This window comes from Schlesneria sphaerica (assembly GCF_044336245.1).
Classification (GTDB): domain Bacteria; phylum Planctomycetota; class Planctomycetia; order Planctomycetales; family Planctomycetaceae; genus Schlesneria; species Schlesneria sphaerica.
Genome location: NZ_CP172346.1, coordinates 2204899 through 2231352 on the forward strand (window position 1 = coordinate 2204899; position 26454 = coordinate 2231352).

The 26454-nt window shown below is 56.1% G+C and carries 18 protein-coding genes; 5 read left to right on the forward strand and 13 right to left on the reverse strand.

What is annotated here, in order from left to right:
* Positions 1–135: 135 nt before the first annotated feature.
* The 7 genes from ACGY09_RS08125 to ACGY09_RS08155 form a co-directional block, all read right to left on the reverse strand.
* A complete protein-coding gene (locus tag ACGY09_RS08125) occupies positions 136–1521 on the reverse strand; it encodes a hypothetical protein (RefSeq protein ID WP_397571152.1) in 1386 nt (461 codons plus the stop codon).
* Between the two features lie 122 nt (positions 1522–1643).
* Positions 1644–2417 (reverse strand): cytochrome b N-terminal domain-containing protein, encoded by a 774-nt coding sequence (locus tag ACGY09_RS08130; RefSeq protein ID WP_373650784.1) that lies wholly within the window; start codon positions 2415–2417, stop codon positions 1644–1646.
* A gap of 83 nt (positions 2418–2500) precedes the next feature.
* The gene (locus ACGY09_RS08135; RefSeq protein ID WP_397571153.1) at positions 2501–3637 is read right to left on the reverse strand and encodes a ubiquinol-cytochrome c reductase iron-sulfur subunit; all 1137 of its coding nucleotides are present in this window, start codon (positions 3635–3637) and stop codon (positions 2501–2503) included.
* Positions 3638–3911: 274 nt separating this feature from the next.
* Positions 3912–5708 (reverse strand): single-stranded-DNA-specific exonuclease RecJ, encoded by a 1797-nt coding sequence (gene recJ / locus ACGY09_RS08140; RefSeq protein WP_397571154.1) that lies wholly within the window; start codon positions 5706–5708, stop codon positions 3912–3914.
* 254 nt (positions 5709–5962) lie between these two features.
* The gene (locus tag ACGY09_RS08145; RefSeq protein WP_397571155.1) at positions 5963–7186 is read right to left on the reverse strand and encodes an ABC transporter permease; all 1224 of its coding nucleotides are present in this window, start codon (positions 7184–7186) and stop codon (positions 5963–5965) included.
* A gap of 86 nt (positions 7187–7272) precedes the next feature.
* A complete protein-coding gene (locus ACGY09_RS08150; RefSeq protein WP_397571156.1) occupies positions 7273–8415 on the reverse strand; it encodes an ABC transporter ATP-binding protein in 1143 nt (380 codons plus the stop codon).
* A gap of 323 nt (positions 8416–8738) precedes the next feature.
* Complete coding sequence (locus tag ACGY09_RS08155) at positions 8739–9464, reverse strand: hypothetical protein (protein WP_397571157.1); 726 nt, start codon at positions 9462–9464, stop codon at positions 8739–8741.
* Positions 9465–10427: 963 nt separating this feature from the next.
* Between ACGY09_RS08155 and ACGY09_RS08160 the strand changes: the two genes are divergently transcribed.
* Positions 10428–10745: a hypothetical protein gene (locus ACGY09_RS08160; protein ID WP_397571158.1), complete on the forward strand. Its 318-nt coding sequence runs from the start codon at positions 10428–10430 to the stop codon at positions 10743–10745.
* 273 nt (positions 10746–11018) lie between these two features.
* On the opposite strand, the gene ACGY09_RS08165 is transcribed toward ACGY09_RS08160, so the two are convergent.
* On the reverse strand, positions 11019–11741 hold the full coding sequence (locus ACGY09_RS08165; protein WP_397571159.1) for a class I SAM-dependent methyltransferase: 723 nt from the start codon (positions 11739–11741) through the stop codon (positions 11019–11021).
* Positions 11742–13268: 1527 nt separating this feature from the next.
* Here ACGY09_RS08165 and ACGY09_RS08170 point away from each other — a divergent pair.
* The 3 genes from ACGY09_RS08170 (at position 13269) to ACGY09_RS08180 (ending at position 16913) form a co-directional block, all read left to right on the forward strand.
* Entirely contained in the window at positions 13269–14291 is a 1023-nt protein-coding gene (locus tag ACGY09_RS08170; RefSeq protein ID WP_397571160.1) for a DUF1559 domain-containing protein, read from the forward strand.
* A gap of 117 nt (positions 14292–14408) precedes the next feature.
* Positions 14409–14882, forward strand: a complete 474-nt coding sequence (locus ACGY09_RS08175) for a carboxypeptidase-like regulatory domain-containing protein (RefSeq protein WP_397571161.1) — start codon at positions 14409–14411, stop codon at positions 14880–14882.
* Between the two features lie 207 nt (positions 14883–15089).
* On the forward strand, positions 15090–16913 hold the full coding sequence (locus ACGY09_RS08180) for a sulfatase-like hydrolase/transferase (protein ID WP_397571162.1): 1824 nt from the start codon (positions 15090–15092) through the stop codon (positions 16911–16913).
* Positions 16914–16935: 22 nt separating this feature from the next.
* On the opposite strand, the gene ACGY09_RS08185 is transcribed toward ACGY09_RS08180, so the two are convergent.
* The 3 genes from ACGY09_RS08185 to ACGY09_RS08195 form a co-directional block, all read right to left on the reverse strand.
* A complete protein-coding gene (locus ACGY09_RS08185) occupies positions 16936–19128 on the reverse strand; it encodes a WD40 repeat domain-containing serine/threonine protein kinase (RefSeq protein WP_397571163.1) in 2193 nt (730 codons plus the stop codon).
* 2 nt (positions 19129–19130) lie between these two features.
* Positions 19131–19739: an RNA polymerase sigma factor gene (locus ACGY09_RS08190; protein WP_373650771.1), complete on the reverse strand. Its 609-nt coding sequence runs from the start codon at positions 19737–19739 to the stop codon at positions 19131–19133.
* Between the two features lie 126 nt (positions 19740–19865).
* On the reverse strand, positions 19866–20063 hold the full coding sequence (locus ACGY09_RS08195; protein WP_373650770.1) for a hypothetical protein: 198 nt from the start codon (positions 20061–20063) through the stop codon (positions 19866–19868).
* 311 nt (positions 20064–20374) lie between these two features.
* On the opposite strand from ACGY09_RS08195, the gene ACGY09_RS08200 reads away from it, so the two are divergent.
* Positions 20375–21100: an SDR family NAD(P)-dependent oxidoreductase gene (locus ACGY09_RS08200; protein WP_397571164.1), complete on the forward strand. Its 726-nt coding sequence runs from the start codon at positions 20375–20377 to the stop codon at positions 21098–21100.
* A gap of 91 nt (positions 21101–21191) precedes the next feature.
* Here ACGY09_RS08200 and ACGY09_RS08205 read toward each other — a convergent pair whose 3' ends face one another.
* Complete coding sequence (locus ACGY09_RS08205) at positions 21192–24236, reverse strand: PVC-type heme-binding CxxCH protein (RefSeq protein ID WP_397571165.1); 3045 nt, start codon at positions 24234–24236, stop codon at positions 21192–21194.
* Positions 24237–25034: 798 nt separating this feature from the next.
* Positions 25035–26240, reverse strand: coding sequence for a hypothetical protein (locus ACGY09_RS08210; RefSeq protein WP_373650767.1), 1206 nt, complete (start codon positions 26238–26240; stop codon positions 25035–25037).
* Positions 26241–26454: the final 214 nt, after the last annotated feature.

Consider the following 26454-nt stretch of genomic DNA (forward strand, 5'->3'; position numbering starts at 1 on the left):
TATAGGTCGACTTGAACGGATAACGTCAAGCACGTAACTCGTGTCACACACCAATCCCGCAGCTGGTTTGTTCAACACGCGTTGACGAATTGAACCTACCTTCCGGGATTATTCCCGATCACCGAAACTGCAGACCTAAATATTAAAAAACCACTCTGGAATGGCGACGATGTACTTCAGGTTAGCCGCCCAGCGCAACACCATCTTGATTGGCAATGACATCATCATCAGCATCAGGTTGGCAAGCACCATATAACGCAGGAAACCCATCCTGATATAAAACTTTCTGAAGACGGTGGCCGCCATCAGATTCGGCAGCACCAGCAGGTAGACCGCTACGGCCACCAGTCCCAGCCATTCCCGCAACAGGATATGCCAGGCCTGAACCCCGAACGTCGCATTGGTTGGCACCGCGGGCAACGGTTGCTTCAGCCACTTGATCCAGAACAGTTCCGAAAGATTAATGTTGTTCAGCAATTCCAGCTTGTGAGTGTCCCAGTACTCATAGGGACTGAAGAAGTTCCAGTTAGGTCCTCGCAGGAACGTCCCCAACACGATCATGGCGACCCACAGCGGAAGGAATCCGAAGAGGAACGTCGAGACCGCGAATTTGCGCTCATTGAATGTGTAGTAGCCGTTCCCGAGCTTATTGAAGTCGATATACGGAACCGCCATCAGTCCGACCAGAATCAAGCTTGGCAGAACAACTCCCGCCATCCAGGGATCAAAGTAGACCAGCATCTCCTGCAGTCCGAGGAAGTACCACGGTGCTTTCGAGGGATTCGGTGTCTTGGCGGCCGAAGCGGGTTCTTCCAGCGGGGCCTGCAGGACAATCCCCCAGGCAATCAGGACCGCAGTCACGAGAACCATACAGATGAGTTCCGTGTAAACCAGATCGGGCCAAGTGAGTACTTTTTCGTTTTTTTCCTGTTCAATCAGTGGTCGACCGGCCGCTCGACGATCGTCGTTTTCAACGGACTTACGAAAGTAGATCCAGGTGAAGAACGCCACGATGTAAAGCATCGCCACGATCGGCACGTTGTCCGGCTTACCGACAATCTGGCGGAAGTCGTAGTCTGTAATGCTCATCGCCAGGAACAGCATCGACAGGTTCAGCAGGATCCATGCGGGTGTATCTTTTGTCCACCACCGTCGCAGTACGATCATCAGCACGTACAGCAACGTCGAACCAACGAAAAAGGCGACGGGGTTCGACGCTCGATTGATCGGCTCTTTCAGAATCTCAGGCATTTGCAAACTGAACTGCTGCGGCTGATTGGCGCCGGTGAGGTGAGTCACAGCCACCATCAGTAACAGAGCAGAATAGACGGCCCAGAACGTGGCAACCGGAATCTGCTGCCCCTTTCCCAGAAGCCCCCCCAGAGTGACTCGACAGTTGCCGTCTACGGCGAAGCTCCGTCGAGTCCAGTAGGCATTCATGAAAAACAGCAGCAGGTAGACCCATCCCAGGCCGTAGATGACGGAGGCGGTGAGATTAGGGTTGTGGGTTATGTTTTGCATAATTGTGATTGTCGTCTGCCACCCAGTGAAGTGAGTGATTCAACGTTCTCTGGAAAAACGCGCCTCGTTCGAGCCTCATCCACACAAACCAGCCACCAGAATTTGATCGTCTTCGTGACTGATCAAAGAGGTTGACTGATCCCACCGTCTTTTCGAACTCGCCAGAAGTGAATCGCAATCAACAGTGAGACCACCAAAGGAATGGCCACACAATGCAGAATGTAGAACCGGTTCAGCGTTGCTTCCCCCACGAACCGACTTCCCAGTAACAGGAAGCGGGCGTCGCTGCCGTTGGTGATCAGGTCATACCCGCCAATGTTGAGCAATTGCGCTCCAGGACCTTCATACCCCAGAAAAGGAGTCGCACGCGCCATATTCGAACCGACGGTGATTGCCCAGATCGCAAGTTGATCCCAGGGCAGCAGATACCCAGTGAATGACAACAGCAGGGTCAGCACCAGCAGCAGCACGCCAATCACCCAATTGAATTCCCGGGGCGGCTTATAACTGCCGGTCAGGAAAACTCGGTACATATGCAACCAGACGGTGATCACCATCGAGTGTGCAGCCCAGCGGTGGACTTCTCGCATGATCCCCAGCGTCGTGACGTCTCTGAGGGCCAGGATATCGTTGAAAGCGTGTTCCAGCGTGGGACGGTAATAGAACATCAGCAGAACACCGGTGATCGCTTCCACCAGGAACAGGAAAAACGTAATCCCTCCCATACACCAGGTATATGAGAGGGCGATTCCCTGCTGCTTGATTGAAACCGGATGCAGATGCAGGAAGAAGTTAGTCAGCATCACCACGATTCGATTGCGGCGATCAACCGGGGCAGGGTGCCGAAAGATACTCTTCCAGATCTGCGAACCGCGAATATAGTCACCAACTGACATCAAACGATCCCCGACTGAATCCCTGAAATCGAAACCACCACAGACTTTTCAAACCAGGCCCGAGAGCTTGCGGTTTCACATTCTCAGACAACTTCAACGAAAGAGGTCGAGTCGGCCCACTGGCCCATCTCCTCCTGAAACTTGACACTCTTGTTCACTTCGAGCATCCCGTCTTCAGCGACTCGCAACCCCATCCGTTCCAGCGGACGAGGAGCAGGTCCTTCAAAGTTGATCCCCGTCATATAGAAGCCTGATCCGTGACAGGGGCACTTGAATTTCTGCTCACCGTCGAGCCAGTTCGGCGTGCATCCCAAGTGGGTACAGACCGACGCAAGGGCGAAAATCAGATTGCGGCCCTCGTACTGATCGGTGTGCACGATCCAGATACCGAACTGATCTTTCCACTTGTTCGAAACAGTATTCAGCGGATAGTCCGACAGGGGACCAACCTTGAATTTCGAAGGAGGTTCAACAAGCACGTTGGGAAACATGAATCGGGCCGTCCCCAGCGTGAGGATTCCTCCGACTCCCGTGACTGCAGCCCAGGCGGCAGCGAAGGGACTGAGTAACAATCCCCAGACGAGAATGCCCGCACCAATCAGGAGGGAACTTCCCGTCAGAAAACCAAGCACCAGAAAGACAGCACAGAGCGTGGCAACAACCGACAACCCCGCCATTCCACGTTGCGTTGCGGTGGGCTTGCCTGACTTTCCTGCTGGCGTTGGCTTTGCCGGCATCGGTGGAGCAGCAACCGGTGTCGTCGGCTTGACCGTCGCTGCGGTGGCCGCAGGAGCAGCACTCCCGGCCCCTTTCGCTTCCCGAATTTTTTGCAGCATCTCCTGCGTGGTTAACTTGGGCCCCGCAGCAGCAGCAACCTTCGGTGCAGCAGCAGCAACCTTCGGTGCAGCAGCAGCAGGCGTCGCTGCGACCGGCGCGTCAGGAGCCGCAGCGGCAGGTGCCGCCCCGGGCTTTGCACCGCCAGCACGAATCGCCGCGAGAATATCTTTTGTGGAAGTTGGCTTGGGGCCCGCAGCCGCTGCAGGCTTGGCAACGGAGGGAGCCTCTTTTGCTGCGGGAGTTTCAACTGTTGCCGCTGGCTCGGCAGGGGGTGTTGCTTCGGGAACTGCAGCAGGCGCCTCGCCGGGTTTCGCTTCCGCCGCAGCCTTTTGAGCGCGGATCTTGGCCAGAATATCGGCAGTGGAAGGCTTTTTCTCTTCCATGGTGCTTAGACCCAGAACGAGTTAAACAGGGACAGAAAGGACAGGCGCCTCGACTCCATGAGGCATTGCAGTGTGGATTCTGTCAACATCCCATCCTGCTGACAACTAACCGTTCACAGGTGTGTCATAATTTCTCAGAAGCAAGAAACATTTACACACTCCTGACTTGGGTTTTCCTGCTTCAAAGAATGGTCGAGCTGAGCTCGAATGGCACAGTCTACGCAACTGCTCCATCCACGCGAATGTCAGGTCTACTGGCCAATCGCTGCGAAGCTCACTGAAGAGCACTGCTCGCCAACTGAGACGATGGCGTGCCGGAAAGAGGCTCTTCAGGATGCCAGTCGATGAGATGAAACTCTACGCTTTCTCGACCCTGGAATCGGTTGATAACAGGTTGGAAGCAAATCGCGATCGGGCCGTCATGCGACGCCATCTCATCGGCCCAGTCTGCTTTTCCAAACGCCACTCCCCTCATCCGCTGCCCGAACTGGCGCACAAAGATCGACAAGTGTCGTTCTCCTTCCCCCATTTTTTTCGGGGGACTCACCAGTTCCACATTGGAAGCGACAAAAATCGGTCGGGGATTCGCCGCGCCGAATGGACCCAGCTTTTCAATGTCGAGGACAGATCGCAGGGTGATGTCGCTGAGTAAGACTTCCGCATCGATGGCCAGCTCAGCCGACCCCGGCATCACCGTATGGTTCGCGGCGACATATTCAACGAAGGCGACACGAAACGCTTCGATCTCTGTCGGACGAATCTTCAGACCCGCAGCGGCCTGATGCCCTCCATAAGTTTCCAGCAGCGTCTGACAGGCCGTCAGCCCTGCGTGCAAATTGAAACCAGCGAAACTGCGACCTGACCCCTGAGCAGCACCATTGGCTTTATCCAGCGCAATCATGATCGTTGGTCGCTGGAAATGTTCGGCAACTCGCGTGGCAACGATGCCGATGACACCCGGGTGCCATTCCGCGTGAGCGAGCACCAGCGCACGATGTTCCGCCCACTCAGCATTTTCCTCAACCAGTTGCTTGGCCTGTTTGAGGATTTTTCGCTCGACTGCCTGACGGTCTTTGTTCAAACCATCCAGATAAGCCGCCAGAGCAACAGCGCGTTCTTTGTCAGGCGTCGTCAAAAGTTCCACAGCGAGTCGTGCCTGCCCCAATCGACCTGCAGCGTTGATGCGAGGACCGACGGCGAAGGCAATATCTTCTGCCTGCAGAGAATCCTTGTCCGAGACGCGCGCGATCCGCAGGAGTTCCTTCAACCCCGGATTCGACCGTTCCAGGAGACTCGCCAGACCGAAGTGAACAATGACTCGATTTTCATCGACCAGGGGAACGACGTCCGCAATCGTTCCAATGGCTGCCAGCCCGACAGCGCTCAACAGGAATTCCCGCATTCGTGGGGTCGCTTTTTTCCCGTCGCCCAGCCGTGCACAGATCGCCCATGCCAGCTTGAAGGCCACGCCCACCCCGCATAGCTCACCGAAAGCGTAGGGGGGATGATCACCCGGAAGACGTGGGTGCACCAGTACGTCGGCGCATGGCAACTTCGCACCGATCGTGTGATGGTCGGTGATAATCAGTTCCAGACCAAGCTCTCGGGCCAGATCGGCTTCCGCCGTACTGGAAATTCCGCAGTCGACCGTCACCAGCAGACGGGACGGATCTTCCGCCGAAAGCTGACGAATTGCTTCACAGTTCAGCCCGTACCCTTCTTCCAGTCGACTGGGAATGTAGTAATCGACCTTGGCACCGTTCAGCTGCAGACAGTGCCACAAGAGACTGGTCGACGTCACTCCGTCGACATCATAGTCACCGTAAATCGTAATCCGACGACCAGACTGGATGGCCGCAACAATCCGATCGGCGGCCTGGCTGACACCTGGCAGGGTTTCAGGGTCATGCAGCGTCGTCAGTTTTTTTGCCAGATACGCCTCTGCAGATTCCGGCAGATGATGCCCGCGTGCTACCAGGACTTGTGCGACGAGTGGAGTAATCTTCAGAGTCGCGCTGAGATTCTTCACATACCCCCGGTCATGGGGAGCAACTCGCCAAATTCGATGCATCCCACCACTCCGTTTTCGGGGCGTTATCCAGCCGATGTGCAGTAAAAGAGGATTTCCTGCCTGAATTACAGCAGGGGGAAGAATCGAAGTCAAAGCGCGACGTGGATTGGAAGGAGCCTCTCTCGACCCGGGACGCCCCCAAAGTCGGGCCTCGATCTGTACCGCAGAAAGCGAGAGACAAAGAGAGTGCGAATTCCCGGGAATCGCCCAGCGTGCGGCGCCCCTGAGCCGCACTGCCGATCAGCCACTGCCGATCAGCCCTGTGCGCTCAGCCGGAATCGCCACCAGCCGGTCGTGAAAAACACGGCCGCAAAGACCAGCAGCATACCGCAGCACATCAGGACCACCTGCGGATCAACCACCGGCTGCGTCAGCACAGCATCGAACGCCTTGAGCGACCATGCGTGAGGAGTGATGAGACTGATCTGGCGCATCGCTTTGGGAAACAGTTCACGCGGAAAGAAACAACCGCTGATGCTGCTGAACATCAGAATCAACGTCGTTCCGTATGAGGAAACCTGCTGATCGGTGTGAACAAGAGTCGACAGCAAAAGTCCGAGTGCCGTCGCGGCGGCGGACGTGCTGAGGATAACGGGTATCAGGTAGAACGGCTGGTTTCCCCAAGGCATGCCAAACAGAATTCGTCCGCACAGAAACAGCAACGAGCACTGGAGTACGGAAGTCAGGAAGAACGGAACGGTCTTACCTAACAGAACGGAAACGGTGTTGATGGGTGCCATCATCAGCCGGCGCAACGTCCCCTGATCTCGTTCGATGATAAACGACCGTGCCATGATGCTGATCACGAAGAACGCAAACATGACGGTGAAGCCGGGCACCACCCAGAGATAGACTCCATTCACTTTGGACGAAGACTTTGGCGAGTCCGATTCGATGAGCCCAACCATGCCCGCTTCGTCTTCGGTCTCTTCCCGGGGTGTCACCCAGGCACGTGTCACCGGATTTTTTCGTGCCGTTATGGGAGCGACAAAGCCAATGACCTGCGCCCGGAGAACACCTTCCAGCAGCCGTCCCAGTCCGGCAGAGTTGGGCTTCATGTGAACATTGAGATCAATGGCACTCAGTCCCGAAACCGCCAATGCCTCTTTCGGGTTGAAGATGTCGCTCAGACTCAGTTCTTCCACCCGCTCTTCAAATTGATCTCCGATCACCAGAACCAGCGACGCGTCCCCGCGCGCCATCAGTTCTTTTCCGACGGATTCAGAGGCGACGGTGGTAATCAGTAACTCAGGCTTCCTGGACAGGTCGGCGACCAGATCGTGCGAGGTCTCGGTTGCGTCCAGATCAACGACGGCAATTTTGAAACGTTCGGTCGATTCGTCGCGCGTCAGCAACTGTCCGGTCGACATCCCGACAATCGAAATGAACATCAGGGGTAAGATGAGCAACAGCACGAGTGCTCGTCTGTCCTGAAATAGCAGCAGAAGATCTTTTGATGTGATGTGCCAGGCAGACATCGTTGAAACTCATCCATTTTCAAAAAGTCGATGACGAAGCAGACTGTCTTGTGTCCAAACAAGCAGACGCGAATCCAAGCACGTTGTCAGTCGCGCAATCGCTTGCCAGTCAGTTGAAGGAACAGTCGCTCCAGATTGGATTGCTGCGTTTCGACACGCAATACCCGAACCCCTAGATTCCCCAGCTTGTGAAGAACCATCTGCAGTCTCCATGACAGTTCGACGGGAACGCGAGTCGGTTCCTTCGCGGTCAGGTTCAGTCCGTATCTTAAAGAACATGCATCGGAGGGATTCGTCATCAACGTCGACTCGCCTGGAATGATGACGGCCGGATTGCCGTCGCTCCCTGTCCCCAGTTCAGCCAGGCCACCGAGTTCACAGGTAATCCCCTGGGTACGATCGACGTAAAGATGCAGATCAGATGCAGTCCCCCCCAGCAGATTCGGAATCGTATCATTGGCCAGGACGCGTCCATGGTCGATGATGGCAACACGACTGCAAATCGACTGAACCTCTTCCATGTAATGGCTGGCGTAGATGATCCCGACCCCGTCCGCGGCCTGCTGTCGGACACAGTCCAGCAAGTGAGACCGCGACTGCGGATCCACACCCACGGTGGGTTCATCGAGAATCAGGACCGAGGGCCGGTGGATCAGGGCGACGCCGAAATTCAGTCGCCGCTTCATTCCGCCGGAATAGGTGCGGGAGGGACGCAGGGCACTTTCCGTCAGGCCGACCTGCTCAAGCACCTCGTCGCAGCGGGACTTGAGAGCAGGTCCACTGAGCCCGTAAAGCTTTCCGAAGAACATCAGATTGTCGACGGCGTTCAGTTCCTGGTAGATCGCGTACTCTTGCGGCACAACCCCCAGCATCCGTCGCAGTTCATGGTTCCGGCCATCAAACCGCTGTCCATCCAGCAGCACTTCTCCACTGGTCGGCGTCAGCAGCCCGGCCAGCATCATCATGGTCGTGCTTTTTCCAGCACCGTTGGGTCCAAGAAGTCCCAACACTTCTCCACTGTGCAGCGAAAAGCTGACGTCGTGCACGGCGACATGATCACCGTAACTCTTACGCAGATGAACGACGGCAGCCAGGTTGATTCCCGACTCTGCCACCGCGGTGCTCTGAACGTGCTCGCGTGTCTGTGGACGCTGGGCGGCACGAGCAGGTCGTTCAGACAACCAACTCGATCGGCCCGCCGATGCTGTAGAGGCGAATCCTGATGCCATACTGAAAAACTTCCTGAACGTTCCTGCTCAGTTCTCAATTGAACTTCACATTGTTTCTGCTTCACGATTCCATTTCGAACAGCAAAAATTGTGCTCCCTGTTCTCTGTTTTCAGCTTTCTCCCAGGACGTAGGTCCCACCGTTCACCGGCCCCCTGAGGACCGGCAGATGCAAGTTGTCTGTGCGAAGCTCCATCATTTTCAATCTTTCCATCGACCGGCTACCCCGGCCACTTACGACGAATTTTCCGGGAACTCTCGGAAAACCGAGAGTATTCCCCTGGTGTCGGCACGACTGGAAATGTTGAACTCGCTTGGATCAGAATCAGGTCAGCAGCATCGTCATGAAAATTCCCGAGAGGAGAGCTGACATACCGACGCGGAAATTGTCGTTAGAGCGAATCGGGAGCGACTCCACCAACCCCGCACAGAGCGAAGCGGTCCCGCAGATCGCAAAGGCAATTCCGAAGGGAACGCCGGGAAGAGCTTCCGCCCAGAAACTTAACGTTGCCCCCATCGCCCCCATCATGGTGAAGCAGATCAGGCCGGCAACAGTTTTACGAGGGTTCCAGGGAAGTCGTCGTCCACCAAACATTAGCCCGCCGAGAGTGGCGGAACCGTCTCCCAGGGCGAGAATCTGCAGCGTCATCAGCCCCCATTCTGCTCGGTCAGGGAACAACAGGATCGGCGCAATCACCGGGATCATGTATCCCCAGACGGCATATCGCCAGTCTGTTTCGCCATTCCGTTTGATGTACGGGGCGAGCACGATCGAGAGCACAATCACCACAACAGCAATTGTCGCCACGGCCCCCATTAACAGCATGCCCCAGGGATCGGGATGATCGAGGAAGGGCAGAACGGCTGGAAGCAGCGCAGGTGTCATGTGGAAAAGCCGTCGCCGAAACTCGGATACCCCCAGCTTCCTGATGACGCGAGAAATCCCCGGGATCGATGAACCCCAGTCCGCTGTCTGCGTTTGTGGAAAATCGGCAGTGGAAATCGACAGTCGGGATTGCAGCAAATCATGTGAAGTGCTTAATCGGCTCATCTGGGATTACTCCAGGCTCTTCTTTTCGGATTCTTTGGTGTCGGATTCGGGACTTCAGGGCCCTTTGCAATCCTGCCGGCGAATGAAACTGTCACCACATGATGAAGCCATTGAGGAAGCAAAGAGTGTTCCAATCTGGGCAATCTAGGCAGATCCGAGACATCGCTTGCAGTCTTTAACGGGAACTGGTGTTAGATCGTCAGGAAGATCCCCGGAAGATGGCGGCATTTAGTGCCGACCGGTCAATCCACTCGCAGGCCATAGTTGACGAAATCGGAATCACCTGCGTTTTGCGCAAGGTCGACTCTTCGGGCAAGGCGCGCGCCCTCTCCGTTTCCCGGGGAAAACCGCCAATCGAACGGTACTCGACAGATTGACGACACCTGTGCGTCGACGTGTTGACACGTTGAGACGCCGGTCCGGCCAGCCGTTGTACAGGCCTGCTCGAAACATTGGGGGCCGCAACGATCAAATTCTGCTGAGCCTCACGGGTGAGTCAGGGGCGAGAGAGAGACTCCGCAGGGGCGATCGTTGCCTCAAGAGAAGCAGCCCTCTCCCCCTGTCCTGGTTTGGGTACTCGCGCCCTGTCGCCTCCTCAGGGCAACGGGTGCGTCCGATCAATTGGCAGAATCATGAGTTGCGAAATCCGTGGGCGATCAGAGTGTAAATCTTGTGCAGGCCGCCCCAGCACCCGAAAACCGTTACGATTGACACAATCGGTCTCGTCGTCGACAAAGAGTGGAGAATCGCCAGAAAAGAGAGTGCAGATGAGCAGTTGGACCGCAAAATTATCGTCAGGAGGCGACGCGGGAGCTGGGGAGTAAAGCCAACCTCCGCGTTTGGAACAAAATTCGCTTCTCTGTGATGTTTGCGGGGATCGGGAAAAATAGCTGCGGGATTTCGATATCGATCTGATTTTTGCGACTCCAATTTCACCACAAGTAGCGGACGAGGGTGGTCGACATGCAAAATCGCTTTCGGGTAGGTGATCCTGTCGTGTGTTTCGTGAGCAAGTTCGGCCTGCAGCCAGGCCCCCGTGCTCAGCATGTCTATGCCGTCCCTTCGGGAGACGGATATTCGTATGAAGTCCCCAAGTACTGGACCGTCGCCGAGATTCAGTCGCCGGAAAAAGTGCGAGTCATTACCCGCAGAGGCAAATTTCATGACCTCGCGATCAGCGATCCCCGACTCCGTCCTGCCCGGTGGTGGGAAAAGCTGATCTTTCGGAAGCGATTTCCCATGATTCATCAGGGTGACGAACCGAAGCGGCACGAGAATTGACCACGGAAGAAATCGAAGCTTCGAAAGTCCCACTTCAGCCCGAACGTCCCCACCGCTACAGGGAAGTGAGCGCAAGCGGACGGATTGTCTCGTTGCTCAGACAAAGGCGCGTTGCTGGGTAAAGCGAGCCCGCTCCAGCCCCGAGGCGAGGTTCCTCCACAAGCCGGGAAGGGACCTCTTGGGGATGGGTTGAATGGCTGGTTCCAGCAGACAAATCATCATTCCCCCGCTGAGGGAACTTCAAAGTCAGTCGGGCTGAACGCCGATGTCGAGTCACGCCGCTCGGAGGGCGGGAACGCCTGCGGCCTGCCCTGCGCAACATTTTCCCTGGCCCGTCATCAGCCCGCGACGCGCAAAATCTCGCCAGAAGTTACGATTGAGTTTTTCAGGGGGGGACTGCATCGTCACGGTAAAGTAGTCGCCATGATCCCGATTTCCACAAAACCAATCCCACGTTGATCGCCCGAAGAAACTTTCCGGGTACTGATTGATCGTAATCTGCCCGGGAAAGCAGGCAAGATGCCGCTTCCAGCACCCCGCTTCATGTCCGGTGCCACAGCCCATCGGGCCGTCCTGCTTCCGGACGAACACCAGATCACCCCCGGGTTTCAAGCAAGCCAGGAGATTGGCCGTGGCCGAACGTGTTCCCAGGTCAAGCAGATTGTTCCGATAGACGCACAGATCCTGCACAAGAATCAAATCAAAGACGTCCGGGGGAGCTCCCACGGCTTCGTCAAGCCGCGCATAATGGAAGTCGTACTGAGGACACCGTTTCCGCAATTGTTCAATTTCTTCGGGCGAGTCCGTCACGGCATCCACCTGGTACGCAATCCCGTCCAGAAACGCAACCAGTTCGCCATGTCCGCAGCCAGCCACGAGCACCCGGCCCCCGAACGGAACGTTGCGACTGACCAGGATCTGCTTCATCATCCGGACTGGAAGTTCGAGTGCGGTGGAAAAACGGGGAGTGTGCGAGAGGTGAACTTTGCCAACCACAGGTGCCTCTCAATCTGATACCGAAGAATTCGGAAACGGAAGTGTCGCCCACGGCAATTCGCTCAATACGACCTGAAGCGACTGTATATGTCTCCCTCAAATGAGGGTCAAGATGGCTTGGCCAGTCACAGCTTGCAAACCAGCATCGCACCGCGAGATTCCGGGGGGGCCACCCCACGCCGCCGAGAGCGTCGCGCATTTGACCAGCAAGTGGGTCGCAAAGAGTGTCATTCCCGGCAGAAACAATGCGCGACTCCGGACGAAACTTTGCCTTGCACTCGTAATCTCGGCCCGTGTTACAGCAGAGGGGCCGGCAGTGCTCACCTTCGAGATGGACTTCGGATCGCGTGCGAGTCGCGGAGTGTCAGTTCGGCTGAAGCGTCCAGGAAAACGGTCCAGTTGTTGTGGAAGGCTCGCATCCAGACTTCCGCCTGAAATGTCTTGGGAATTGACGCCCTTCTAACGGACCACAACGTTTCAACTCAGGTCGAGTTAAACCTTCAGAAATTTCCAACGGCGCGAGATCGGGTTCCGAAGGATCGGATGTCCCCCGGAAACGGCATCAGCAGAGGGGCCCCGGAGCGGGACACCAACGGAAACGACGACCGACTTATCCGGTCCCGTGACTCACCTCCGCTGCATTACAGCCCCGCAATCGGGATCCTCCGCTCAGTACACAGAAGTAGTCAGGCCTTGAAGGCCAGTGTGCCTTGCCGATCACTGGCCCAGGCTGCCTGCAGACGTGGAGGCTGATTGCCATCTGACGTGAGCTCCAAAGCACCGGAAGAGAGCCACCGTGGCCTTCGAGGACGACTAGCGGGAATCGTCGTTTGCGGACTAGCGGACAGGCTTCAGTAGAAGTTCTCAGGTCTTTTCCAGGTCTGCCGCTGAAACATCCAGACGCTGAAGCATGGACGGTGTTTGGATTCCGTTGCAGCTTTCAGGGCAAAAGTAGAGGCAAATATTTCTCGTGATTTCACCGGGTATTCAGAGAGAACATGCTATGAACCTTCACTCGCAGTTTCTCGCATACTACTCAGGATGCGAGCTGATTGTGAGGCTGATCGATACGTCCGCATGAAATCCGCCACGATGTTAGCATGTGCATAATTTACGATCAAAAATGCCTAAGAATTATCCGAAAAGAAGGATAACGATTCGGATTTTTCGCTTGACTACTTCGGCTTGCCGCAGCAGTATACCTAAATTCAGTCATTCGGCACTCTCAGTGCACACCATAGGTGAAACTTCGTTTCGCTGGGTGACCATCCAGAAACACTCCTTTCTCAGCAGTACTTTACGTTCTTCACTGAACTTCTGATTGGTATTGTTTTAGTTTCTGATTTGATTCGCTTCAGGATCCCATCGCCAACTTCGGCCGACGTCTCGAACTGAAATTCCATCGCCGGGCACCTTCGTGCCAGGATGTTTTATTTCGACTTCGCTTCAGCTTCTGCGTTCATCTGCGTTGATACCGCACTTGCGGTTGTTTTTATCCTTGCTTTTCTAGTTGACAAGGAGCATCTGATGAAATCGCGTCGCGTTGGCTTTACGTTAATCGAGCTGCTGGTGGTCATTGCGATCATCGCAGTTCTGATCGCACTGCTGCTTCCGGCGGTGCAACAGGCTCGGGAATCAGCCCGTCGGACACAGTGCAAGAACAATCTGAAGAATCTGGGATTGGCTCTCCACAACTACCACGATACTCACTCCTGCTTCCCACCGTTGTCGATCGCGCCAGGTATCGGGGGTGTAGACTCTTTCGCTGGGGGAGGAACCGTACCTGCGATTCCACGATACATGAACGTTTCGGGTTTGCTTTTGCTGGCCCCCTACATTGATCAGGCCCCCCTTTACAACGCCTGGAATTTCCAACACGCCGCGAGTTGGTCGCACGTTTATGACATGTACCAGCCAAGTGCGGTGACAGGTGATCCAAACGTGAATGCCGAGCTGTCAAAAACGAAAGTTGCCCTCTTTAAATGCCCATCCGATCCGGGGAGTGACTACTACACTGGCGTTAACAAGTACTACAGCATCAGCTCGACGCAGGCCGGGGGATACCGTACGAGCTACGCCATGTGTGCCACCTACCTTGAGTATTACTACGCCCACTACTGGTCAGCACAAGACCTGAAAAACCGCCGCGCGTTTGGCTCTGACAAAGCGACTCAAATGCGCGACTGGGTTGATGGCACCAGTAACTGTGTCGTCATGGCGGAACAGACACGAGAAAAGTACAACGGAACTCTGGGGGGCTGGACTTACGTCTGCCATGTGAACCTGGGAATCGACTTCGTCGGCCCTTATGTGGGACCCGGACAGAGTTGGCCATGGACGCCAATCAATCAATGGATCTACAACAACGACCCATCAACTTATCTCTACGGCCGACTGGGACAATGGAGTTCCCCCGGTAGCCTCCATGTTGGCGGATGTCACGCGCTGATGGGGGACGGGGCAGTTCGCTTCATCAGCGAAAATATCGCCGGACAGGCACAGGCGGCTCTTGGCTACGTCTCAGACGGCGTCAATCCCAGCGAATTCTAATCCCTCTGCGGATTCGAATTTCCTGCGCATGTTCATTTGAAGCGCTGCCAGACCCTTCATCTGGCAGCGCTCGCGCTATTCCCTCAATTGGCTCGCATTAAGGTAAGGATTCCCCGCATGAAATTTGGTTTGAGAGCACTCATTCTTCTCAACTTAACTGTGGTCCTGGGTTGTGGAGGCGGCCCGAAACTCCCCAAGTGGCCTGATCCGGTTCCCGCATCCGGCACGATTACGTTTGACGGTAAGCCGCTGGTCGATGCAACCGTCTCGTTCACACCACTCGAACAGACTCAAGGCAAAGGGGCCGTCGGAACCACGGATGAATCCGGAAAGTATGAACTCAAGTCGCTCGGCCCGGACGGCAAGCCGAAAACAGGAGCAATCCCCGGCAAATACCGTGTTTCAGTCAGTCGAATGGTGAAAGCCGATGGGTCCGTCTGGAAGCCAGACCCCAAAAATCCGGGAGGCCCGATGAATTTTGGTGCAAAGGAGGAGCTTCCACGACAGTATGCCGTGGAATCGAAGCTGGTGGCAGACGTGGCAAGCGGCAAATCCCCCTACGATTTCAAACTGGAGAAAAGGAAAAAATAAGCTCAAGTTGATCAACCTGAATATTGTCCCCCCTCGCTGAGGGCCGTTGCGGTCGTGGTTGTTCACAGGCCAACACCCATCGTGTGAACAGCCAGAAAGGTTCGAGAGGAAAAACCGGGATGACTTCATTATCGTAGTCACCCGGTGCCCCTCACGTCTCTTTCTGCGTCTGTGAACAACTACCTCCTTTCGCCCCCAGGAGATTCGATGCAAGTCAGGTCCAAAATGGTTTGGGGCGGCGTTTGTGTCGCGGCCACCGTTCTGATTACGTGCATAATCCTGATGCGAGGACAGCAGCCTCGGCTGAACATCCTTGTTATCACTCTTGATACGACACGCGCAGACCGCCTGGGATGCTATGGATACCCAGGAGCGGAGACACCTCATCTGGATTCCCTGGCTCAAAGGGGAATTCTGTTCGAGCGCGCCTACGCACCGGCTCCAATGACGGCCCCTTCCCACACGTCGATGTTCACAGGGTTGTGGCCTCCTGAACATGGAGTGGTCACGAATGGGCAGACGAGCCTGCTACCCGGAATCCCCATACTTGCCGAGCTCATTAAACAGGTCGGATATCACAGTGCGGCCTTCGTCAGCGCGTTCGTTCTCCAGTCGCGGTTCGGTCTGAGTCGCGGGTTCGAGCACTACGACGATGACCTGTCGACTGCGAGCCCGGAGGGTGACGAACTCCACCGCTACCGCGATGGCAAGTTCGTGATTGACTCCGCGAGCCGCTGGCTGAAGAAATCGACTTCCAGCCCGTCCCCATCTCCCTTTCTCTGCTGGGTCCATCTCTACGATCCGCACGAGCCCTACCTCCTTCACCCGGATGAATTCGGCGATCGATTCGACAATCAGCCCTACGACGGGGAACTCGCCTATACCGACCTGCTCGTGGGGAGGCTGCTGAAAACACTGGACGAGTTGGGGATCAGGGACAAGACTTACATTCTGGTCGTCGGTGACCATGGAGAGAGCTTGGGCGAGCATGGAGAGCTGACTCACGGATTTACGCTTCACGAATCGACCTTGCGGGTCCCCTTGATTGTGGTCGATCCTCGAATTCAGTCCCCGGGCCGACGGGTGACTCAACCGGTTCCGTTAGTCGATCTCTTTCCGACACTGTTAAACGCTGCAGGTGCGCCAGTCCCACCTGAGATCAGTGGGCGCAGTCTGCAACCTGCCCTCTCGGGTCAACCCCTTGAACCCCGTACCTGCTACTCGCTGACAGATGAACCTTATCTGCAGGCGTTCTGGTCCCCCCTGCGGGGGCTGACGACCGAGCGGTGGCGGTATGTCCGATCGACACGCCCGGAACTGTATGATCTGACTGCGGATCCCTCGGAACTCGTGAACCTCGCCGTGACAAATTCAGACGTTCTGAACGATCTGGAAAACGAACTCGCGATCTTTGAAGAGAAGCTTCGCCTCCGTTCAGGAGAGAACGTCGAACTTTCCGCTCAAGATCGTCGGGCGCTGGAGAGTCTTGGATACACAGGCGGCCCCGCCCGTGCTGCACTCGATCTTAAAGGTCAGAAGGAGCTTCCAGACATCAAGGACATGCTCGTACACCTCAACGCGGTCGACGAGGCAATCCACTTGATTGAACAGAAGAGATTCGACGATGCGGCAGTCATTCTCGAGCCCATCGCATCGACTGTCCCGAACTTCATTCGAGCCCGATTAAACCTGGGACTCTGTCGGATGATTCAGCAGAACTACGAAGAAGCTGAAAAGTGGTTCAAGCTGAGCCTCGAAATTGACCCTCATTCCGACCGGGCTCACGACATGCTCGGCTTTACTTACCTGAAGCTCCAGAAACTCGACCTGGCCGAGCTGCATTTCCAGGAACTGCTGAAGCTTCGGCCAGATTCGGAAACGGGAAATCTGTTTCTCGGTGAAGTCTACCAGCGAAGGGGGGACGCCCGCACCGCCCTGCACTATTACACGACCGTGCTGAGAATTAATCCCGGGAATCGTGCCGCGCGAGAGGGCGCCGAGCTGATGCACCGCGCCCTCCGCTCGCCTTGAAACCACACACGCAAGGTAACGATTACTCGATCTTCCAGATCCGGACGGTCCCGTCTCGGCCTCCGGATGCCAGGAGATGTCCGTCCTGGTTGAACTTCAGGTTGTGCACCGCAATCTTGTGGCCCAGAAATTCATCGAGCAGTTGTCCTGTTTCCGGATTCCAGAGTTTCACTACTCCCTCGTGCCCCCCCGTGGCGAGGCGTTTTCCATCTGGAGAGTATGCCACGCCCCAGATGTCGTCCCCTTTGCCATCCCAGGATCGCAGCAGAAGCCCACTATCAGCATCCCAGATGCGGATCATCTTATCCCACCCCACCGACGCCAACTGGTGACCGTCGTGGTTGAAGGCGAGACCATAGACCGGGCCAGAATGTCCCTCCAGCAGCAATTTCTGCGTCAGATTGCGAGCATTCCAGAGTCGAACAACCTTATCACTTCCCGAACTGGCAAGGGTCTCGTTGTCGGGCGAAATTGCCAAAGCATAGATGGCACTGGGTTGGTGAGCCTGGGCTACGGATTGATTCGTTTCCAGTGACCAGGCTTTAATTCCCCCGTCTTTATTCCCTGCATAAAGCACCTGATCGTCGTGTGAGAAAACGATGCTTCTCACCGCGTGGGGGTTTTCGAAGGTGATCTTTGGTTCTGAGAAGGTCAGATCCCACAGTTTGATCAGCCCATCGTCACCTGCAGTCGCCAGCAAGTCTCCTTTGCGCGTGAACTGAGCTGACCAGACGGCCGCTCGGTGAGCATTGAGGGTCGATTTCACGCTACGTGACTGAACGTCCCAGATCCGTACGGAACCATCCTCCACACCCATGGCGAGCAAGTCACTGGACGGACTGAAGGCCACGGACCAGACGGTACCCGAATTGGCGCTGAGAACCGCCAATGGTTTGGTTGCTGAACTGGGGGCAGTGCTGACAGAAGGGCGGTTTGCGATCAGCATCCCTCCGAGCAAACCGAGACTCAAGAATCCCACACCAATCGCCGCCGAAATCCAGCGTTGACGCGCCGCTTCTTTACTGGCCTCAATCCGGCAAACCGTGGGTACATCCTCCGACGTTTTCATCAGGGCAAGTTGAAACTCAAGCAGTTCAGCAAGGTGCGTGGCTGACTGGATTCGATCGGACGGCTTCTTCGCAAGCAGTTGATCGATCGTATCGGCCAGCCATCCGGGGACTTCAGGGTTCAGTTCACGAAGCGACTGATGCTTCGTATCGCTGATACGCTTCAGAATCGCGAGTGCAGAATTGCCTGTAAAAGGGGGCTGCCCGGCAACCATCTCGTACATCACAGCACCGAGGCTGAAGAGGTCCGACCGGTGGTCCGGTTCTTCCCCCATCGCCTGCTCGGGAGCCATATACAGGGGCGTGCCAGAAACAAAACCAGACCGTGTCAGCTTCACATCTTCTGTCGCACGGGCCAGACCAAAGTCCGTCAGCTTCACACGGTCATTCGATTGCTCAAGCAGAATATTTCCGGGCTTGATATCCCTGTGAATCAGCCCCTGGGCATAAGCGGCTGCCAGCCCGTTTGCAACTTGCATCCCGATGCGTACGACTTCGCGCATCGACATGCTTTTTTCTCGGGTCAATCGCTGTTCCAGCGATTCTCCCGTGATCAACTGCATCACAAGGTAGGGAAGCCCATTGGCGCCCGATCTTTCCACCTGGTGCACCGCCACAACATTTTCGTGTGTGATCGACGCGGCTGCGCGGGCCTCTCGGCAGAAACGCTGACGGGCAATGTCATCTTCTGCCAGATCAGGGTCCAACACCTTCAGAGCAACATTCCGCTGCAAATGAGAGTCAAACGCCTCGAGAACGACGCCCATCCCCCCCCGCCCCAGAACACGCATCACATCAAAGTGAGAAATTCGTCCCAGGTATGCGGCGTCAACGGGGGGTTCGAGAAAGTCGAGCGAGACATCGCGTTTCAGGACGCTCACTTTGGGAACGAGCGTCTCTTCAAGCACCGCCTCAACTTGTTCGACCGCTTTCCAGTAGCCCGAATTGGCAGGAGGGGCGGACTCGCGCAAGCTCCCCACCACGCTCGACAGATCAGTCCCCTCGGTAGCCAGGACTTCGAGCGTTGTCTGGCAGCCCTTGCACACGTCCATGTGCTCAGTGCAGGACTGTTGACGTTCGCCCGAGAGGGTTCCATTGAGAAGCTGCCGAAGCTCTTCCGCACGCGGGCAGGTCTGATCTGTATGCATAACTAATTCTCTTCCTGCTTCCGCACCGCTTCGACTTCGCTTTTCAATCGGGCGAGAACACGGCTTTTCGCCACGTAGACGGCTCCTGTGGAAAGCCCCGTCCGTTCGGCAACCACAGGTGCCGGCAGTCCATCAACGGCCGTCAACTGGAAGGCCCGCCACGTACTTTCCTGAAATTCTGGCTGGATTCGCTGCATCGCGATCGCAGCAATTTGTCTTTGGTATTCCAGTTCCCAGGCGTCGGAGCCTTCGTCGTTATCGGGTTGGGCATTGAGCAGACGGTGAGTGTCGGTATCCCCTGCTCCCTGCGGACGACTTCGCCGAGCCGAAAGGAAGTTGAAAACCTTATTGCGAGTGATCGTAAACAGCCAACCGGCGAACGATCCACGCTTGCGGTCATACTCCAGTTGACCAATCGCCGCAGCAACCGAACGCATGACCTCCTGCATCAAGTCAGCGGCGTCTGCATCCTGTAATCCCCGCTTCCGGGCAAACCCATACACGACCGGCCCATATAGACTCACAAACTCTCGCCACGCTCGCTGGTTCGTGCCATCACGAATCTGAACCAGGAGACTTGCTCGAGTCAGTGGTGAGTCGTTGACAGCCAAATGAGCACCTGAGTAAACCAGTTGCTGTCGTGGATCCTGACTGAGGGATCTTCTTCAACGACATTACGTCGTATGATACGCGCCGGGGGTAGCGTGGACTAGGGAAAGGGCCGTTCCAAAGACGACTCAGGCAGTCGGACATGACATATCTCCGCCGTCAGCTTGCTGTTTGCGCAGACTTCTCAGAATGCTCTCGTCGAGCCCCCAGATCATGGTTTTCCGATGCGCAATCTCTTTCGCGTGTGGCTTGTGGAACTCCATGAATATCGAGGCATCGGGAATCTGGAAGTACTTGCGAATTCGTTCAATCACCGGTGTCGTCATGCGAACCTCGCTTGCGTGAACAGTCAAACGGCCAACTCACCCCTCTTGTAGGAAATACCGTTTCCCGCAAACTTTCTTACAGGATTTCTCTACTGCTCTTCTGACTCAGCCTCGCACGCACTGGGAACCTGTCCAATCACCTCAAAGACGTCGCCATTTTCTGATTTTTCTCAAAAAAGCGGCCTGAGGATGTAAGACTCGCATCAACGGACGGTAATTCAGTCTGTCAGGGTCGCGTTCTCGACAGCGGTCTGAGCGATATTTGACCGTCAGTGGTTCTTGACATCTGATGAGGAGTTTGAAGCCAAACCATGTCAAAGAAGCTAGAAGGCAAAGTAGCCGTCATCACGGGTGGATGCACCGAACTTGGGGTCGCTGCCGCGCGCAAGTTTGTGTCAGAAGGCGCGGACGTATTTATCACGGGACGCAGCCATGCTGAATTCGACACGCCCGTGATGCAAATTGGCCGACACGCTGCCCCTGTCCAGGGGGACATCGACAAGTTTGCTGATCTTGGTCGCCTGTATGAAACCGTCCGGTCAAAGAAAGGCCGCATCGATATCCTGTTCGCCAACGCGGGGTATAGCGAGCGTGATAACTATGGGTCCGCAACGGAAGTTCATTTCCACAAGCTGTTCGGAATCAACGTGCGCCGCCTGTTGATTTCCGTTCAGAAGGCGCTGCCGCTTCTCAATGACGGTGCTTCCATCATTCTGACCAGTTCTGTTGCCGGTGTGACGGGCTTCGACAACATCGGTGCCTACAACGCCACGAAGGCTGCCGTCAGCGCGTTCGCAAAAACGTGGACAAGCAGCCTGAAACTGAAAAATATCAGGGTCAACGTTATCAACCCTGCCCCGATCGTTCCTCCGCTGTTCGGCAACCGGACGCAAGGTGCATTCCCAGAAGGAATCCCTTTCGGTCGAATCAGCGATCCCGAGGAAATCGCCGACGCCGCAGTTTACCTCGCACAGAATGAGTCACGATTCCTCGCGGGGATCGATCTCTTTGTCGACGCGGGCCTCGTGCAGGTCTAGCGAATGCAGTGTCTTTCGGTGCTGACCATGTCGCAGGCAAATTGCCCCTGCCAACGTCTGCGATATGGTCAGCTTTTGCTATTTTGACCAGTTACCTCTCACCCTTGATCCACGCGATGAGATCAGCGATCTGCTGGGGGTCCAGATCCTTTTCCAGTCCTTCGGGCATGAGTGACAACCCAGACGAGACCAGCTCGTCGAGTGTGTCTCGCAAGACCACATCCTCTTTTGCTTCAGCCCGCTTCAGCGTGATACTCGCCTCGGTTTCTGCCGAGATGATTCCCGTGTAAATCTTTCCCTGCTGAGTGATCGCGGTGTACGTCTGGAAATTGGGCTGTGCCTCGCGATTCGGGTCAAGGATTGCGATCAGCAGGTCGTCGGGCGACTTGTTCTTGACGCTCGCGAAGTCGGGTCCCACCTGATGACCGGACGTCCCGTCCCGATGGCACTGAATACAGGTTTTTGTGTAAACCATTCGACCCCGTTCCGGATCTCCTTTCAGTTCAAGAGCGGGCTGATAAGTAAGCACAACCTGTTTCCGGTTGCTCGACGGCTCGGCGAGCAGTTGTCTTGCGGCATCACGAACTGCCGGCTGAGGATGATTGAGTAACAGTTGTCGCTTGTCCCGCTCGATTTCACTCGGCTTGATCATGCCCGACTCAACCGCTTTCACGAGAACTTCTCCTCCTTTCGCCGATTGAACCAGATTATCGACGACTTCTCGCCGCGTGGCAGGTCCGAAGCTTTTCCACGGCTCCAGCACGCCGTTGAATCCCGCCTCGGTCCCCTGCATCACCAGCGACTTGACCGCCGCCTGTTGCAGTGTCGGCGACGTTTGAGGCGTGAAGAGTTCAGGAAGTGTGCGTTCCGCCAGTCCAGAATCTCCGAGAGCGAGTAGCGTTGCAGCCGAAATGCGGTCGGCTTCGGCGGCATTGCGATCCAGCACCGTCGCAGCCGCGCGTTCGAAGACATGATCGAGCGCCGCACGGATCGCATCTGCCGACTCATTTGTTGACGGGGAATCTGCAAGCGTTTTCGTGATGGTCGTACCACGACGACGAAGCCCCTCGCCCAATGCCAGCAGTACCGGAATCCGCGTCGAATCCGGAATACGGTCGGGGACAATCGACTGCAACAGTCGCACGCTGTCGGCCTGATCGGGTGCCGATCCGATCAGGCGGCCGAGTTGAACCAGTACGGGAACGACAGGCTCTGTCGGCCCGGAAAGCAACTCCACCGCCACGGTCCCCATCTGCGAATAAATCGAAGACAACCACGCCGTTCGCAGGTCGGCATCGTTGGCCGCATAGGCGGCGATTGACTTCAGCCCGGAAACGGCCAGCTCCGGTGGCAGATCTCCCAGGGTGAAAGCAAGCTGCCAGCGGACACGCGGAGAATCGTCGTTGGCCAGGGCAATCACATCTGGGGCCAGATCTGGCGACTGCTGTACAAGTTGGGGTGCGATACGCAGACCATGTTCCCGCAAGTGCGGATCCGAGTCTTTCAAAGCATTTTTGACATCACCGACCTGGACATCGTGAAGCCCCGAGAGCGACCACAGGGCATGGAGCCGCGTCTGCGCTGAGTACGTTCGCTGGCCCGGGTTCTGGCCTGCCGCCACCATCTCGTGCAGCCTGGCATTGGACGACGAATCCTGTCGTTCGACCAGCAGCCGTTGAGCCGTGTCGCGCACCCAGCCATGGGGTGAGGTCAGTGCCTCAACCAGTTCGGCGGTTGACGCTCGACTCAGGTCAGGCGGACTGGTGCGGCGAAACCCAGGTGGAACCAGTCGCCAGATTCTCCCCTTGTCGTAACCACTCTCCAAATCGACAAATTCCTTGATGTCGTCGGGGATCGAAATCGGGTGCTCAATCGTCTCGCGATACATATCCAGCACGTATAAGGTGCCGTCCGGCGCATTGACGAAGTTGGCCGGACGGAACCAGTTGTCAGTGGACGTCATGAACTCGATATCTTTATCCGCGCGCTCTGCAAGATGGCTGATTCCTGCCGGATTGATCTTCTTTCTGTGAATCAGATTCCCGCCGACGTCTCCAATGAAAACATCGCCGTGAAACTCTTCAGGATAGGCTCCGCCACGATAGACAGTGATCCCGGTCGCGGATGTGAAGTAACCAATCGGTACCAGCTCCGATGGAGGAAGATTTTTACGCATCACCGGGTCAGCGGCGCGACGCGCTGTTCGGACAAGCCGCCACGGTTCTGCCGAGCTGGTACGAAACACGTGAGCCGCAGCACCTTCCTTCGCGATGGATCGATTCATCTCGGGAATCACCAGCAGCGGATTTCGCTCCAGGTAATGCAGAGGCCAGGTAACATGAACGATGTGGTTGCTGTTGGAGCAGATAAAACGATCACCCCAGTCATCGATGGTATGCCCGTACTGCATCCCGCCCCCGACCATGGTGAGCTCATTCGTCGCGGGATCGAGTCGCAGGTCACGTCGTCCGGGCGTGAATTTATACTCGGGCTTTCCACCCCGGGCCGGAACCGTCAGCTCACCACCGGAGATTCCAGAAGAGAAGTAGATAGCATTGTCCCGCCCCCATTCCAGCCCGTTCGAAAGCGCCTGTACGTTAGACGAATTGAAACCGGTGCAGATGATTTCCTTGAAGTCCGCGACGTCGTCACCGTCGGTATCCTTCATGAAATAAAGACTGGGTGGTGCGATGACATAGATGCCTCCCTTTGCACAGCAAACGGACTGCGGCCACCGCAATCCATCGGCAAAGACGACACTCTTGTCCATCCGACCATCCCCGTCAGTATCCGTCAGAAGGCGGATACGTCCCTCCGTCCGGGCCCGCTGCTCGATGTACTTCTTGACGCGCTGCTCGGGAAGGAACGGATAGTCGTTCATCTCCACCACAAACATACGCCCCTGCTCATCGAACGCTGCATCGATCGGATCGGTCACCGCCGGTTCTGCGGCCACGAGTTCCAGTGAGAATCCGCGTTCCAGCTTAAAGGACTTGACCGCTTCTTCGGGTGTCTTCGGGGCAATTCGGGGCATCAGCTCTGCGAGACTTTTTTCCTCAGCCAACAGGTTGGACGACGCCAGGAAAACAGCCGCAACGATTCCCGCAAGCGTGGCCAGAGGCCGACTGATTTCCATGTGGGGTTTGCTCGTCCACATACCGCAGCAGTCAACCAGCAAGTTCCGCGAGAATCCGACCATTAATGTCGTCCCTTTCAGATTTGGCAGGGGTTTGCCCTGTTCGTGAGACGTAGCAGGCAAACCGGAAGTGGCAGCACATTACAGTATCCACGTCCTCGCAGAAGTTGAAGTCATCAACATCGCTGCATCTATCGGTTCATCGGATCGCCGAAGAGCGGATTGCAACCCGCGTGAAACGCCTGCCCGTGACGCCAACTGCGCACGCTTGGCCCTACTTCAACTGAAGACGCGTGAATCGCCGGCGACTCAAAGTGCGCGATGTGCCCTGGATCAAGAATGAGCCTGAGTCTTGCATTCACGGGCAAGCGGTGAGCGTGCTCAGCGGATCGTTCAGACTTCCATTTTGAGAGCCGATCGAACAGCCCCAACGCTGGAACATCGACCGGTGATTCGATACAGCGTCGCCCCTTCTGAACCCGTTGCGGATTCTCAATTCGGAAAGGGATCGGAGACGGATCGTCTTCCTCGGGGACAACCAGGGGGGATCCTCTTTAATGGAGGAATTCGTATGCACACTGGGCGTACTGGTAGTGCCCCGACGAGTGAGGCCATTCGGCATCGGCCCCGAAGATTGAGCTCTCAAGGTCAAGCGTGTGCTAGAGGACGTCGGTATCCATTTCAACGGTTTGCCAAGCGTTGGTAGACCGTTGGCGACGTTGGTGAACCTTTAGCAAAGAGACCATATCTGCAAGACGATTGCAGCATTAGAGAGAGGTGGGGTTGTGCCCAGACGGTCTATGCCATCCAACGCTGGAGCAGACTGCGTGTTGAATGGCGAGATCGTCGACGAGACTTGCGATGGCGCTTCGAACCGAAACGCGCAACCAATCGAGGAACCATGAGCGCGTTCACGATCAAAACAATCACGCAGGCATAGCGCAATATCGCTCGGGTATCATATCCCCGATCCCCCGAATAAGTCCGTAACATCTCCTGAGACTCGATGGCCTGAGGCTGCCCGGCCAAGTCCGCGTGCTGATCCTCACTGACGTTGTCCATCGGATGAGCTTTGATCAATATCTTCCGATAGGGATTTGAACGACGGGAGGAACGGGGGCTCAAGAAGGCGAAATCCACCGCAGTGGCGAGTTGTTTGATGGCGGCTCCATTGAACAGATCAACCTGGACTGGCACCCTTCGAAATGCATCCATTGTCAGCTCGAGCAGTTCATCGACGACTTCGAGACCGGAGCTTTGATTCCAGACGGCGTAGCCTGACGACAGTCGCGTTGCCACCCAGTGTTGAATGGGGCCGCGACGGGCCAGTTCCGCACCGGCGACGTCAATCTCTGCGACAAACTGCGTATCGAATCCATGGCGGGTGGAGACTGGCCCCATCACATCCCGCCAGTTGGACTGGCCGTCCTCGATGATTCTGCGTATGACAGTGGAGTTAGGTCCGGATTGACCTTGTTCGAAATTTGACAGGCACTGGGAAAGTCGAAAGCCCCCGAGAATGCTCGGGCCAACCGTGTCAGCGAAACAGGGGTCGACGGTTCCAACGAGTCGCACCAGATCGCCGCCGGTGGATTCTGCTGATTTGACAATCGGAACGTAACGGTGCCCATCCCAGTAGCGCGTTGGACGACGCGACTTACGCAACCCTTCCGAGCGCGAGAACCAATCCCCTCCGCCCGGATAGCGACGTTTGATCGCTTCCGGATCAGGCATGTGGGCACCCGTGTTGGGATTGAAGTTTAAGGGGAATTCCGAAGGAAGGTCTTCCACCCCTGTGTACGTCACCGCGATGGACGTCAACTTTCGCATCGCGGCCGCATACCAGGCACGCACCTCATCCGCATCCAGACAGGCGCCCCAGGCGACAGAGGAGCTACCAAGACGTGAGAAAGCGATCGGGGCGAGGCAATCGGAAAAGAATACACCGACACAAAAGGCAACAGCCGTTAATGAACTGCGACACATAGAGACTGTACCAAACATAACAGTTTCCACTCTGTTTCAGAGAACCCTGCAGCTTTCGGATCACTCTTAAGATGTGCTCATCGTCAGAACAGTTCACAAAAGACAGACTCACGCTCCCACAGCGCAAGACGCGCACTACTCATTTCCCCGAGTGCCACACGCTGGTGGCCTGGGGGTTTCACCCTGATTCGGAGTCTTGCAACAGAATCTTGAGAAGTTGCGGAAATCACTG